Source organism: Streptomyces sp. NPDC001709 (genome assembly GCF_053596375.1).
In genome coordinates, this window is sequence record NZ_JBSFGB010000003.1 from 187,951 (window position 1) to 201,065 (window position 13,115).

Sequence of the window (13,115 nt, forward strand, 5' to 3'; positions counted from 1 at the left end):
GTCAGGCGCGCCTTGATCGCGACCAGCGAGGCCCTGAGCGGGTCGGGAGTCAGACGGCAGGGACGCGAACGCGGACGACCTTGCCGGACCCGGCACGGAACGCCGTCAGCTCGCCACCGGCCTCACGAACCAGGAAGCCCACGATCGCGAGGCCACGGCCGCTCTCCGCCTCGCCGTCGGCATCGAGGCCGAAGCGCGGCATACGGGGGTCGCCATCAGCGACGTCGAGCTGCAACCAGCCATCCGCGAGGGTGACCGTGACGCGCAGCCGGCCCGTCACGTCGCCCGCATGCCGGATCGCGTTGGACAGCAGCTCCGTCCCCGCGAGCAGCAGCGCCTCACCCGGTTCCGGCGCGATACGCCAGTCCTCGAGGACGTAACGCAGAGACGTTCGCCCACCGGGGACCGCCGAGGCGGCGGCCTCGGTCGTCCAGTGGACGAGGCGGCGTCCCGGGGACGGGGCGGGAGGGGCGGGCGCCGAGCACGGGGAAAGCGACGGCAGGCCAGGCGCGAACAAGGTGGGGGCGAGCATGCGGACTCCCCGGCAAGAAGGTGCGACACGCACGGGATTTCTCGTGTAACCTGCCAGGCGGCCAGGTTGTTACACGTGTAACACGCTAGGACGAGCCCTACATAAACACAAGGGCAATCCGGACATTCATCGGGAAAGTTCCGTACCGCTGATTACGGCGCACGCACATCGGAGCGCCCACTCGTCACCGTCGCCGCACACACGCCCACAGAGAGAGGCGGACATGACCTCATCATCTCCGACACACCCGGCCGTACAGCCGACCCCGACCAGCGACGTGGAATGGCCTCCGCCACCGTTCCTCGCTCCCGCTCCCCCGCTGGCCGGGCGGGACGGCGTGCGCCGCTTCGACGGGGTGACGTACGCGCGCACGCCGGGATACCGGCCTCGTCTGCTCGATGCGCACGTGCCGGCGTCCGAGCAGCCGGTGCCGGCCGTGGTGTGGATCCACGGGGGCGGCTGGCTCGACGGCGACCGGCGCTTCCCGCCGCCGACCGTGCCCGTCGAGCTGCTGTACGGCACCATCCTGGGAGCCGGTCTCGCGGTGGTGAGCATCGACTACCGGCACAGCCTGGAGGCGCCGTTCCCCGCACAGCTGCACGATGTGAAGGCCGCCATCCGCTACGTGCGTCACTTCGCCGCCGACCTCGGCATCGACAAGGACCGGATCGGCGTCTGGGGAGAATCGGCGGGCGGCCACCTCGCCGCGCTCGCGGGCCTCGTCCGCGCCGACGGCACCGAAGCGGCCACGGTACTGGAGGGCGCCGAGGGCGTGCGGGACGAGGACAGCACCGTCCGGGCCGTCGTCGACTGGTACGGGGTGTCGGACCTGGGCGCGCTGCTGTCGCACACCCTTCCGCCCTCGCCGTCCGGCCCCGATTATCCCAACCCGTTCACCGCGCTGCTGGGAGGCACCGCCGAAGAGCTGCCGGAGCTCGCCCGCGTCGCCAGCCCGGTCACCTACGCCGGTCCGGCCACTCCGCCCCCCTTCCTGCTGATCCACGGAACGGCCGACGGTCTCGTGCCCTACAGCCAGAGCGAGGTACTCGCCGGGGCCCTGCAGCGCGCCGGCGGCCAGGTCACCGTGCACCCGGTGGAAGGCGCCGACCACATCTTCCTCGGCACCCAGGACGTGACGCCGATCGTCTCCGAAAGCGTCGCCTTCCTCGCCCGCCACCTGAACGCATGAGCCCGGGTCGTACCACCCGTCACCACTGACGAGCACACGTGGCGCCGGCCGGACGGTCCGGCGCCACCTCCGCGACCCGGCTTCCACTCACCACGTCGGCTCCCATGAGAGCCGGCACCGGCGAGTCCGCCCACCGTTACATCCCGACCGGCCGGCGATGGTCTCCGGCCGCAAGAGGTACCTGATGACCAGCACTCCGGCGGCTGAACTCGCCGCTCCCGCACCGATCCCCCAGGGGCACCGCCGCCTCCCCGCACCTCCCGCACGATCCGGCGCGCTCGGGCTCGGGGCGTTCTTCCTCCTCGTCACCGCCGCGTTCGCCGCCACAGTGCTCACCCGCCCGGCACGTCCGGTCTTCCAGAGCGTCGACGACACCTGGTCGCACTGGATGGGAGGCCCGCACAACGGCCCCTGCGCGGCCGTGGCCGCCGTACTGAACTGGCTGGGCGGCCCGCTGGGAGTGGTGATACCCATAGGCCTGCTGCTCGTCCTCGCGGTACGCGGACGCTGGCGGTCCCTGCTGTTCCTGCTCACTGCCTACGGGGTGGGCAACATGGCCGTCGTCCACATCCTCAAGTTCTGGGTGGACCGGCCGCGCCCGGCCCACCCTCTGGTCCAGGTGGACCACGGTTCGTTCCCCTCCGGTCACACGGCCGGAACGGCACTCCTGGTGGTCGTCGCAGGCGTCCTCTTCGTCCGCCCGGCCCGCCGACGAGGCTGGTGGGCCTTCGGCATCGCCGTCACGGTCGCGATGATGTGGAGCCGCACATGGCTGCACGCCCACTGGCTCAGCGACACGGTGGCCGGCGCCACCACGGGCGCGGGCACCGCCCTTGTGCTGTGGTGGCTGTTCACACCACTGCTGAGGCGGGAAGAGGATGCGTCACCTGCCCGCGCCGCCGTCGGCAGACCGACCGATCACGAGGACTGACGGTGGACGAGGACCGGCTCCATGCCCGGAACCTCGGGCGGCACACCCCGGTCGACCAGCTCGTGCAGGGCGTCGGCGATCCGAGCGGGCGTGGGCAGGTCCAGCCGCACGGTCGTCAACGGCGGCTGTTGCAGAGCCGACAGCACCAGGTCGTCGGCTCCGACCACAGCGACATCCCCCGGTACGGCCACCCCTTTGTCGCGCAGTGCATGCAGCAGCAGGGCCGCATAGTCGTCGTTGTAGGCGAACACCCCGTCCAGACCCAACTCGCGCCAATGCCCGGCCAGTTCGGCAGCGGACTCGTGGGTGTAGGACATCTCGACCGCGGTGACGGCCGCCGCCGTGCTGCGGGCGGCGACCTGCTGCGCTCCGGCCAGGCGTGGCCGGGCGAAGGTGGCCAGGCCGCGCTCCCGCGGCATGATCACGCCGATGTTCCGCCGCCCGCGGGAGACGAGGTGCTCGGCGGCCAGCGCTCCGACGCGTGCGTGGTCGAAGTCGATGGTGTGGACGCCCTTCACGTCATGGGAGGCGAAGGCCAGCACCCCCCGCACCCCGGCCCTGCCCAGCACGTCGGCGGCCTGGTCGGTCAGGCTGTCACCGTCGAGGGCCAGCACCGCCGCCGGGCGCAGTTCGGCCCAGGCCCGGGCAGCGCTCACGGAGTCGGAGAAACGCCCGGCGTGCAGCACGGTGACGTACCCGTGGTGTTCCAGTTCGCCTTGCAGGTCGTCGATCCAGGTGCTGACCAGGCTTCCGACCGCCGAGACGGAGGCCGGAACGAGGACGAGGTTGCTCCGCCCCGCCCGCAGCGACCGGGCGGCAGCGTGCGGCACATAGCCGAGTTGCTGTGCCGCCGCCAGCACCCGGGCACGCGTGGTGGCACTGACCCGGTGCGCCTGCGTGTTGTTGAGGACGAAGGACACGGTCGCCCTCGACACCCCCGCCAGACGCGCCACGTCGGCACTCGTGACGGCCGCCGCCGCTGTCGGCTCCTTGTCCATGACGCCCTTAACCCGTTCCTCCCGGTCCGCTGACCGGCCTCCCTCCAGGTTACACGCGTTACCGATGAGCGCGACATGGCGCCTCCGGGCCGCCCCGCACGCACCGAAGGAGTCCGATGGAACAGACGAGCCACTCCGGCCCCACGCCCGCGTGCCCGTACCGCGCGGGCCTCACCCCATTGCACGGCCGGGGGCTGGATCAGGACCTCGCCGCCGTCTACGCCTCCCTGCGCCGGCACAGCGGACCGGTCGTCCCGGTCGAGATCGCCCCCGGCGTCGCCGCCTGGCTGGTGCTCACCCACCGGGACGCGCTGGAGGTCATCCGGAGAGCGGATCACTACTCCAGCGACCCACGCCGGTGGGATGCGGCCTCTCATGGAAGGATCCGGGACGACACACCCGTGCCACCGCTGCTCGGTCCTCTCCCTGCCGTCTTCCGGCTCGACGGGGAAGAGCACCTTCGGCACCGCCGCGCGGTGACGGAGGCCCTCGGCCATCTCGATCCGAGGCGGTTGGGCCGACTGGTCCGCCACCGGGCGAACGCGCTGCTGGACAGCTGGTCGGTACGCGGCGCCGCCGACCTGGTGGCTGAGTACACACGGCCTCTCGTGTGGGACGTGTTCGCCCATCTGCTCGGCCTGTCCCACGATTCGATCACGACGCTCGATGCCCTGAGCCAGACCGTCGTGAATACCCTCCCCGGCGCCCTGCGGGCAGGTGCGGAGCTGCTCGACGCCTTCCGTCGGGTGGTGGACGAGCGGAGCGTCTCACCGGCACCCGACCTCGCGTCGTGGCTGGCTCAGGACACGGCGTTGTCCGCCGACGAGGTCGCCCACAACCTGCTCGCCCTCGCCCTGATCGGCGGCGAGAGCACCATCGGCTGGATCGGCAACAGCGTGCGCCTTCTCCTGGCACACCAAGGGCCGGCCCTTGTGACCGGTACCGGAGATGCGGTGTCCCGCCTCATGGAGCACGCACTCCACGCAGGCGCGCCGATGCCCAACATCCCCGGCCGGTGGGCGACTGGGGACATGTTCCTGGCAGGGCGCCGCATTCGGCAGGGTGACCTGGTGATCCCCTGTCTTGCGGCCGCCAACACCGACCCGGAGCTCGAGGGAGCCACGGCCTCCCCTACGCGGGCACACCTGGCCTGGGGTACCGGGTCCCACGGCTGCCCCGCCAAGGAGGCGGCGCGCCTGATCACGGAAACGGCGCTCGACGTGCTCCTGGTCCGACTCGCGGACCTCCGTCCCGCCCTCCCGGACAGCGCCTTGCGGCACTCCTCCCTGTGGTGCGGGGCGCCGGCCGAACTGCCGGTGACGTTCGCCGCGACCGACCCCGACACCGGTCGGGACACGGTCGCATCCCCCCGGACCGTCATGGATGCGCCCGCCGAGCCGCGCGCCGACCGTGCTCCGCACGAGGCGCCGCCACAGCGCTGGGGCTGGTGGAACTCCTTCGGCGGCTGGTAGGCCGTTACGCGAAGAGGGTGTTGCCGGACACCACCGTTCGGTCCGGCAACACCCCCCTCAGCGCTTCGCGTTCACCGCGTGAGCGGGTGAGCGGCTGCGCGTCCGGCCCGTGGCCGTACGGGAAGAGCGGGTCCCGGGAATCGTCGGGTACCTGAGCTGCCGCCTTCTCCGCGATCTCGGGGAGCCCCGCGACCGAAGAACTCCTCGAAGCCCTCTGTCCGCTCGTCGCACGGAGCGCTGATCCGCGAGCCGGGCCAGGAGTTACACGTGTGACTGACGACCCGACTAGCAGGCCGACACCCGGCGACCGTGCAGGCGACGGGCATGCCCGGCCAGGTCGTTCACGGGGCCGGTGACGGAGTCGAAACGCATCGTCGTGCGGCCTCCCTGCCGGTACTGCTCCCACTCCGGCATCCCGGGGTGGTTCGGATCGCCGGTGCGGGCGAAGGCGATCCACGCTTGATGCATGCTCTTCGCCAGCCCCTCCCCCACGACCGGATCGATCCCCTCGACGAGTGGCGCATGCGACCAGCTGTCGAAGTTGTCGAAGACGAAGGGGAGTTCCAGGCAGTGAGCGGCGGCGAGCCTCCCGCCATGCACCGGCGCCGGAAAGTCGAACTGGAACGCCCAGACGGGACGCCCCAATGCCGCCCTGGCTTCCGCCAGTTCCACACACGGAACCCGGAACAACTCGTCCGAGACCAGATCCATGAGCACGTCGACGGGTCCGGCACCGGGCCGGGTCCGCGCGTACTCGTCGTACACGTCGGCTGCCGAACCGTCTCCGAAGCGCTCCGCGATGCGGCCCACCACCTGGGCGCGGGTGGACTTCGCGTACGCCGGGTCCAGGGCGAAGTTGAAGTTGGCCTCTTCGCGGGTCCAGCCGATGAGAACGTCGATCTCGGTCGCCGCGCCGTGCAGGAGGGTCTCGGCCGGGTGACGGAAGAGTGTGACCTCGTCCCGCACGGGGAGGAAGGGGGTGGGCCAGTACCCCCAGCGCACGGTGCGTGCGTAGAGCCCTCCGGCGGCCTCGACGAGCCGCGGCCACGGCAGTTGCCGGAGTTCGTCGACGTCCTTCACCCCGGCGGACTCGAGGTAGGCGTCGGCCCGTTCCCGGTACTCGTCGCGGGTGGGGATGTGCAGACCTAGGGGCGGGCTCTGGAGGATGGCCCGGCGGAACATCTTCTGGGCTTCGGGGTGCCCGGCGAGGGCGGCGGTGGACAGGGCGCCGCCCGACTGGCCGGCGACAGTGATGGTGTCGGGGTCGCCGCCGAAGTGGGCGATGTTGTCGCGCACCCAGCGCAACGCGGCCAGCTGGTCGGTGAGCCAGAGGTTGGCCGGCTGTGCCCCGGCCGCGGTCGCGTCGTCGAACGACAGGTAACCGAGCGGGCCGAGGCGGTAGTTCAGGGTGACGACCACGAGGTCGCCGTCGCGCGCGAAGGTCTCGCCGGAGTAGATGGGCAATGATCCGGAGCCGGAGACGAATCCGCCGCCGTGGATCCAGACCAGCACCGGTCGGCGCGCGTCATCGACGGCCGGTGTCCACACGTTCAGCGTGAGACAGTCGTCGTCGAAGGGCGGGGATCCGTGGCCCCCCAGGACCGGGTCGCCGCCCTCGATGTACATCTGCGGCGAGCTCGGACCGTATGCGGTCGCCTCCCCTGTACCGCTCCAGCCGGGGTGCGGACGGGCCTCACGCCAGCGGAGGTCACCCACCGGTGGCGCGGCGTACGGCACGCCCTTGAAGACCACGACATCACCCTCGATGCCTCCGCGCAGCCGGCCGGCCGGCAGCTGGACGACGGGGGGAACCTGACCTTGCCTGTCAGTCATGTATGTCCTCCTTGGTGAACCCGTTCACCAGGCATATGGGGGCCATGGCCACTCGGGCCGCATGGCGGGTGGAGGCACGGGAGCGGCAGGACCCACGCCCAGCCGAGCGCGAGAGTATTCCGGAATCCCGACGGCCGTCAATTAATCAACATAGAGGAGAGGGGGCGGCGATCGAACTAGTCCCACAGGCGATCGGCCGCGGCACGTCCAGCTTCCTCCTGCAGAAGGCGCGCGAACACCGACCACAGCAGCAGTACGACACCCACGCCTGCGGCGGCACCCGCCACGGTGTCACTGAGCCATTGGGCGTGCAGCCACGTACGGCTCCACATGGTCACGGCGATCAGGGCTGCCGTGAAAGGCCACCACCAGCGCCGTACACGCGACGGAAAGAGCACCACCCCCGCAGCCAGGAGGAAAGTCGTCACCATGAAGACCTGGCCGGACGGAAACGAGCCCTCACCGACCAGAACCCAGGGGTGTGGCGGGCGGGGGCGGTCGACCAGCTGCTTCAAGGGGAGCACGACGACGATGTTGGCGACCACTCCGGCCGTGAGGACGAACAGGCCGGATCTCCACCTCCCGTAGATGGCGAGGCATCCCGTCAGCGTGAGGGGCAGGATCACCCCCAGGGGGCCGCCGAGCACGTCGAACGTGCGGGCGAGACTCGTCGCCGCGCCCCTCGGCGCTCCCCGCATCGCATTCATCCAGCGATCATCCAGGCCCTGGAAAGCAGGCCGCCCGTTCCCGAGGAGGGCAAGGCTGGCCGCCAACACCGCGGCCAGCAACACGGCGGCGACAATCGACGCCCCCCGCGGAGGGGCAGCCGGAACCTGGTCGCGTCGAGCCGCACCGGACGGCGGTCGCAGGGGGGCAGCAGTTCGTGGACGGATCATGACCGACCTTTCCGGGACTCTGGGGCACGGCCGACGACCGGCGAGGGACGAGGGACGGGGTTTCGGCACCCGTGCACGCTCGGCACCCGTGCACGCGATGAACGCGGCGTCGACCCGCCGGCAGCGGCGCCACATCCGGCGCCACCAGGCGACGACACAGCCAGTCACGCGACAGCACCGCTGCGTACGACGCCGCGAAGGGCGTTTTCGAGCCAACCCTGACCCAGTCGTCACGGCGCAAACAAGACCGACTGGCGGGTAGCTACACGTGTAACGACCACGCTCCCGAACCCGACGCTTACGGTCGCCGCCAATTTGCGCCAACCTCTACTCAAGGGACGCCACAGGTGCTAGACAAGGCCTACACACCAAGGCAACACGTGTAACCACACACGTGTAACCCGCACGCACTCATGCCGTACGCAGGTGCCACCCGAGCACGCGTCCCCCAGCGTTTGCCGCCTTACCCCCGTCCCACTCGCAGCTCCGCTCCAGGAGTCGACATGCCCTGCCCCATTCCGCGCCGCGCGTACCGTGCGGCGCCCGTACCGATGGGTGGTCACCGTGTCCACCGATGAACTCATCCAGCCCAAGGCGACGAACGTCGCGCATGAGCCCCGCCGGCGTGGCCTCATGCTGCTGCTCCTGCTCGCCAACTCCTCGATGCTCGCCGTGTACATGGGCGTCGGCGCGGTGCTGCTGCCGACCCAGATCGCCCAGATCGACCCGGCCGACAAGGTCGCGGTCCTGGGCGTCGTGGGCGGTGTGAGCTCGGTCTTCGCGACCGCGTTCAACCCGATCGCCGGCGCCCTTTCGGACCGCACCGGGCGCCGCAACCCGTGGATCCTCGGTGGCGCGCTGGCCTCACTCGCCGGGCTGGCCTTCCTGGGCAGCGTGCGGACCGTGCTGTTGGTGGGCATCGGATGGTGCCTGGTGCAGGCAACGATGAACGTCTACCAGGCCGCTGTCACCGCGGTCGTACCCGACCGGATCCCTCCCGCTCGTCGCGGCACTGCCTCCGCCCTCGTCGGCCTGGGGTTGCCGATCGGCGGCACGGCCGGCGTGTTGATCGCTTCCCGGACCGCAGGCCACCTCCAGTCGGGCTACCTGGTGTTCGGCGCGGTCGTGGCCGGCGCCGCGCTGCTGCTCACCGGATTCTGCCGCGACGTGCCGCGTCGTGAGCCCCTGCCGCCCGTCCCGAGACGCGATCGCCTGGCAGCCTTCCTTTCCGCTCTGGCCAACCATGACTTCCGGTGGGCCTTCATCGGACGGGCACTGATGGTGCTCGGCTACTTCTCGGTCGTCGGATACCAGCTGTACATCCTCGAAGACCACATCAAGCTACCGAAGGGCCTGGCCCCGACGGAGGCGATGGCGATCCTCACCCCGGTGTCGATGGGCGCGATGGCCGTGTCCACGGTGATCGGAGGTCTGCTGTCCGACCGCTGGAACCGGCGCAAGATCTTCGTCGGCCTGTCGGCCGCGCTCGCCGGCATCGTGACGACGGTCCCCGTCATCAGCCCGACCTGGCCGGGCATGCTCTGCTTCAGCGCCCTGAACGGACTCGCCTTCGGATGCTTCATGGCAGTGGACACCGCGGTCGTCACGCTCGTCCTGCCCCGCGCGGAGGACGCCGCCCGTGACATGGGCGTCCTCAACATCGCCAACGCCGGGCCGCAGATCATCGCTCCGTTCGTCGCGTCCGCCGTCGTGACCGCGCTGGGTGGCTACACCCCACTGTTCCTCATCGGCGGCGGCCTGTCGCTGCTGGGCGCGCTGGCCATCCTCCCGATCCGCGGAGTGCGCTGACACCAGCCCCCCATGGAGCCCCGGCGGGCGCATGCAGGGGGTCGTGCACCCGCCGGTCCTCGTCCTCCCCCCTATCTCCTCACCCATCGAAGGAGCACTCCGTGAGACGCACGCGCGTTCTGCCCCTGGCCGCTCTGCTGCTGTGCACGCCGGCTCTCGTCGGTGCCGTGCCGGCGAGCGCCGCGCCGAAGACCGCGCAGGACGGCCCGATGCGCATCCTGCTGACCAACGACGACGGCTACAACGCCCCGGGCATCCGCATGCTCTGCCGGCGGCTCACCGAGGCGGGCTACGACGTCACCATCGTCGCCCCGCTCACCAACCAGAGCGGCGCCGGGACGAAGATGATGAGCAGCAGCACCATCACGGTGAAGCACCCCGAGCCCCGGGTGTGGGCCGTGGACGGGACGCCGGGTGACTCGGTGTCCTTCGGGCTGTCCGAGGTGTTCGCCGACCACGCCCCGGATCTCGTGGTCTCCGGCACGAACTTCGGTCCCAACGTGGCGGCCCTGGCCACCCACTCGGGGACCGTTGGCGGCGCCATTGCCGCCCTGGAACGGGGTGTGCCCGCCCTTGCCGTGAGCACCGGTGGGATGACGGCACCGGTGCCGGAGCCCATCTTCAACGCCATGCGGCCCACCGACGACTTCACCGTCAAGCTCATCGAACGCCTGCGGAGCCGCGCCAGGGACGGGCGGCTGCTGCCCGAGGGCGTGGGGCTCGACATCAACCATCCGGTGGTCGGTCCCGACGGCAAGGGCACCGCCTCCGGAGTCTCGGTCACGACCCAGGATCCGCAGCCCGTCCTCAAGGCCGACTACAGCGACTCCGGTGACGGCACATGGAAAGTGAACGTCAACGTGGTCCCGGCGCCTGCCGAGAAGGGCGGCGACGTCGAGGCGATCAATGCCGACAGGGTGTCCGTCACGCCGATCTCTCCCGACTGGAACACCGGAACCGTCGGCTTCGCGAAGACCGCGATGCTTCTCGCCGACCTGCGCCCGTAGGCTCAGCAGGTCCTGGCCCACTATCCGGTGGCGGCCTACCCCACGCCGTGCGACGCGCTGTCGGCGGTCCTCACCGACTCCACCTTCGCCTGTCACACGCTCAGCACCGCTCGCACGTTCGCCGCGCAAGTACCCACCTGTGTCTACGAGTTCGACGACCCGTACTCACCCACCCTCTACGGAGCCCAGGTCCCGGGTGTCGACATGGCGAACGCCCGACTTCCGGGACCGTGCGATGCCCTCGGTGACAGCCGCAGGTGGTCCTGGGCAGACGGCGGCTCGAAGGGGGTGGGCACAAAGGAGCCTTGCGGCGCACGAGAGTCACCTGTCAAGATGGTGATGTGAATCTTGACCACGTCTTCGTGTGCGGGCACCCGGCGCTCGACTTCGCGGCCACCCTGCGCGCCCGGCGGTCGACCCGGTTCGAGATGTTCGTGACGCCGGACCGGCTCAACGCCTGGTACCTGGAGTCCGGGCTCGTGGACACGATCACGCCCGGCCAGGACGGCGACGTCCGGGAGGCGATCGCGGTGCGCGAGGCCATCTACCGACTCGTCACCAACCGCCGCCTCGGCGAGGACTTCGACCGTGAGGCCCTCGCGGTCCTCAACGCCGCCGCGCGCCAGGTCCCGGCGACGCCGCAGCTCACCCGGGCGGGCCGGCACACCGACGCGACGCCCGGGCAAGCCCTGGCCACCGTCGCCCGGCAGGCCGTCGAACTGCTCAGCGGCCCGGACGTCCCGCTGCTCAAGGAGTGCGGCAACCCCGAGTGCACGCGCGTCTACATCGACCGCTCCCGGGGCATGCGACGGCAGTGGTGCGGCATGGAGTCCTGCGGCAACAAGATCAAGGCGGCGGCCTACCGCGCCCGCAAGAAGGCGGCGCCCGTCACCGCCGGGAACTGACCCCGCCAAGGCGGGGCGGGTCAGGCAGGCTGAAGGCTGCCTACAACCCCAGGTCGAGGGCGAGGCACGAGTAGTACTTCCACGAGCTCACGGGGTCGTACGAGGCATCGGCCCCGGTCGGGGCGGCCACCTCTTCGGTCATGTCCTCGAAGCGAATGCGCTCGGGGAGGCTGCCGTAGCGGGCGTGCCGTGCCGCTGCCGCGGCGGCGTCCGCCGTGAGTTCCTTGCCCATGCCCCACACTCCACTTCATCGATCTTGACAATCTCGTTCGTCACCGGTCACGACGGTGACGCCTGGGAAATGGTGACCACGTCCCCTTCGGCGCGCCGGCGGGCCGTCAGAGGTGGTCGGCGTCGACGACGGCCTGCGCGAAGGCGGTCGGCGCTTCCTGCGGCAGGTTGTGCCCGATCTTCGCGATGGTGCGGTGCTCGTAGGGCCCCGTGAAGTGGTCGCGGTAGGCGGAGCCGTCACCGGCCGGGGTGAAGGGATCGAGGGCCGGGTCGAGGGTGATCGTGGGGACGCGGATGGGCGGCCGGGCGGCGAGCTGCGCCTCGTAGCGGCTGTAGCGGGGATCCCCCTCGATCAGGCCGATGCGCCAGCGGTAGTTGTACAGGACGATGGCCGCGTAGTCGGGGTTCTCGAAGGCCTGGGCGGTGCGCTGGAAGGTGGCCTCGTCGAAGTCCCAGTTGGGCGAGACGAGGGTCCACACGTAACGGCACAGGGCGATGCGTTCGTCGACGTTCTCCATCGCCTTCTTGCCGCGCTCGGTGGCGAAGTACCACTGGTACCACCAGTTGTGCTCGACGGCCGCGGCGGCGGGCTCCTGCTGAGCCTTGACGTCGGTGATGAGGTAACCGCCGGTCGAGACAAGGGCCTTGACGCGGTCGGGCCAGAGGGCGGCGATGATGTCGGCGGTGCGCGAGCCCCAGTCGAAGCCGGCGAGCACCGCCTTGTCGATCTTGAGCGCGTCCATCAGGGCGATGATGTCCAGCGCGACGGCGGACTGCTCGGCGGTACGGGGGGTGCGGCGGGACAGGAAGCGCGTGCTGCCGTGACCGCGCAGATACGGAACGATCACGCGATACCCCAGCTCGGCGAGGAGCGGGGTGACGTCGACGTAGCTGTGGATGTCGTAGGGCCAGCCGTGCAGGCACAGGACGACCGGGCCGCGGGCAGGCCCGGCCTCGGCGTAACCGATGTCGAGGACGCCCGCCCTGACCTGCTTGAGCGTGCGGAAAGCCGTGTGCGCGCCGGGGGTGACGACGGACGCGGCGGACTGCAGGCCGGCCGGCGAGACAGCGGCCGCGCCGGTGCCCAAGCCGATGACCTTGGTGAACGTACGCCTGTCGATCACGAGGGACCCCCTTCGCCGCACGGCTTGTGGCATGACAACCTTCACACGCATCTCGTCACCTGTCAAACAGGTGACGATGACCGGTGATGACCCAAGCGGACGCAAGCGGGTGGCTCGCACCCCACGTGATGCGGTGCCGCTGCGGATGGGAGACCGTGGGCAGGGAGGTTCCAGGGGCCCGTCGGCAT

The 13,115-nt window shown here is 70.6% G+C and carries 12 protein-coding genes; 6 read left to right on the top strand and 6 right to left on the bottom strand.

Going from position 1 to position 13,115, the window contains the following annotated elements:
- Nucleotides 1-49: 49 nt before the first annotated feature.
- Entirely contained in the window at nucleotides 50-532 is a 483-nt protein-coding gene (locus ACWC0C_RS05945) for an ATP-binding protein (protein ID WP_450861934.1), read from the bottom strand.
- 223 nt (nucleotides 533-755) lie between these two features.
- On the opposite strand from ACWC0C_RS05945, the gene ACWC0C_RS05950 reads away from it, so the two are divergent.
- Both ACWC0C_RS05950 and ACWC0C_RS05955 read left to right on the top strand, forming a co-directional pair.
- The gene (locus ACWC0C_RS05950) at nucleotides 756-1,721 is read left to right on the top strand and encodes an alpha/beta hydrolase fold domain-containing protein (protein WP_450861936.1); all 966 of its coding nucleotides are present in this window, start codon (nucleotides 756-758) and stop codon (nucleotides 1,719-1,721) included.
- Nucleotides 1,722-1,905: 184 nt separating this feature from the next.
- Nucleotides 1,906-2,652: a phosphatase PAP2 family protein gene (locus ACWC0C_RS05955; RefSeq protein ID WP_450861938.1), complete on the top strand. Its 747-nt coding sequence runs from the start codon at nucleotides 1,906-1,908 to the stop codon at nucleotides 2,650-2,652.
- Here the strand turns inward: ACWC0C_RS05955 and ACWC0C_RS05960 are convergent.
- The gene (locus ACWC0C_RS05960) at nucleotides 2,640-3,650 is read right to left on the bottom strand and encodes a LacI family DNA-binding transcriptional regulator (RefSeq protein ID WP_450861940.1); all 1,011 of its coding nucleotides are present in this window, start codon (nucleotides 3,648-3,650) and stop codon (nucleotides 2,640-2,642) included. The two genes, ACWC0C_RS05955 and ACWC0C_RS05960, sit on opposite strands and share 13 nt — an antisense overlap.
- A gap of 116 nt (nucleotides 3,651-3,766) precedes the next feature.
- Between ACWC0C_RS05960 and ACWC0C_RS05965 the strand changes: the two genes are divergently transcribed.
- Nucleotides 3,767-5,122, top strand: coding sequence for a cytochrome P450 (locus ACWC0C_RS05965; RefSeq protein ID WP_450861943.1), 1,356 nt, complete (start codon nucleotides 3,767-3,769; stop codon nucleotides 5,120-5,122).
- Between the two features lie 285 nt (nucleotides 5,123-5,407).
- Here the strand turns inward: ACWC0C_RS05965 and ACWC0C_RS05970 are convergent, their stop codons facing one another.
- Together ACWC0C_RS05970 and ACWC0C_RS05975 are read right to left on the bottom strand one after the other, a co-directional pair.
- The gene (locus ACWC0C_RS05970) at nucleotides 5,408-6,955 is read right to left on the bottom strand and encodes a carboxylesterase/lipase family protein (RefSeq protein ID WP_450861945.1); all 1,548 of its coding nucleotides are present in this window, start codon (nucleotides 6,953-6,955) and stop codon (nucleotides 5,408-5,410) included.
- Between the two features lie 176 nt (nucleotides 6,956-7,131).
- Nucleotides 7,132-7,746 carry a phosphatase PAP2 family protein gene (locus tag ACWC0C_RS05975; RefSeq protein ID WP_450861947.1) on the bottom strand — a complete coding sequence of 205 codons (615 nt, stop codon included), beginning with the start codon at nucleotides 7,744-7,746 and terminating at the stop codon, nucleotides 7,132-7,134.
- 669 nt (nucleotides 7,747-8,415) lie between these two features.
- On the opposite strand from ACWC0C_RS05975, the gene ACWC0C_RS05980 reads away from it, so the two are divergent.
- The 3 genes from ACWC0C_RS05980 (at nucleotide 8,416) to ACWC0C_RS05990 (ending at nucleotide 11,572) form a co-directional block, all read left to right on the top strand.
- Entirely contained in the window at nucleotides 8,416-9,660 is a 1,245-nt protein-coding gene (locus tag ACWC0C_RS05980) for an MFS transporter (protein ID WP_450861948.1), read from the top strand.
- Nucleotides 9,661-9,761: 101 nt separating this feature from the next.
- Nucleotides 9,762-10,667, top strand: a complete 906-nt coding sequence (surE, locus tag ACWC0C_RS05985) for a 5'/3'-nucleotidase SurE (RefSeq protein WP_450861950.1) — start codon at nucleotides 9,762-9,764, stop codon at nucleotides 10,665-10,667.
- A gap of 341 nt (nucleotides 10,668-11,008) precedes the next feature.
- Nucleotides 11,009-11,572: a CGNR zinc finger domain-containing protein gene (locus ACWC0C_RS05990; protein WP_450861952.1), complete on the top strand. Its 564-nt coding sequence runs from the start codon at nucleotides 11,009-11,011 to the stop codon at nucleotides 11,570-11,572.
- Between the two features lie 40 nt (nucleotides 11,573-11,612).
- Here the strand turns inward: ACWC0C_RS05990 and ACWC0C_RS05995 are convergent, their stop codons facing one another.
- The gene (locus ACWC0C_RS05995; RefSeq protein WP_450861953.1) at nucleotides 11,613-11,804 is read right to left on the bottom strand and encodes a hypothetical protein; all 192 of its coding nucleotides are present in this window, start codon (nucleotides 11,802-11,804) and stop codon (nucleotides 11,613-11,615) included.
- Between the two features lie 106 nt (nucleotides 11,805-11,910).
- Entirely contained in the window at nucleotides 11,911-12,927 is a 1,017-nt protein-coding gene (locus ACWC0C_RS06000) for an alpha/beta fold hydrolase (protein WP_450861955.1), read from the bottom strand.
- Nucleotides 12,928-13,115 lie beyond the last annotated feature (188 nt).

Coding starts and splice junctions, on each gene's coding strand:
- ACWC0C_RS05995 (WP_450861953.1), bottom strand. CDS start 11,804: ATGGGCAAGGAACTCACGGCGGACGCCGCCGCGGCAGCGGCACGGCAC.
- ACWC0C_RS05960 (WP_450861940.1), bottom strand. CDS start 3,650: ATGGACAAGGAGCCGACAGCGGCGGCGGCCGTCACGAGTGCCGACGTG.
- ACWC0C_RS05955 (WP_450861938.1), top strand. CDS start 1,906: ATGACCAGCACTCCGGCGGCTGAACTCGCCGCTCCCGCACCGATCCCC.
- ACWC0C_RS05970 (WP_450861945.1), bottom strand. CDS start 6,955: ATGACTGACAGGCAAGGTCAGGTTCCCCCCGTCGTCCAGCTGCCGGCC.
- ACWC0C_RS05965 (WP_450861943.1), top strand. CDS start 3,767: ATGGAACAGACGAGCCACTCCGGCCCCACGCCCGCGTGCCCGTACCGC.
- ACWC0C_RS05950 (WP_450861936.1), top strand. CDS start 756: ATGACCTCATCATCTCCGACACACCCGGCCGTACAGCCGACCCCGACC.
- ACWC0C_RS05945 (WP_450861934.1), bottom strand. CDS start 532: ATGCTCGCCCCCACCTTGTTCGCGCCTGGCCTGCCGTCGCTTTCCCCG.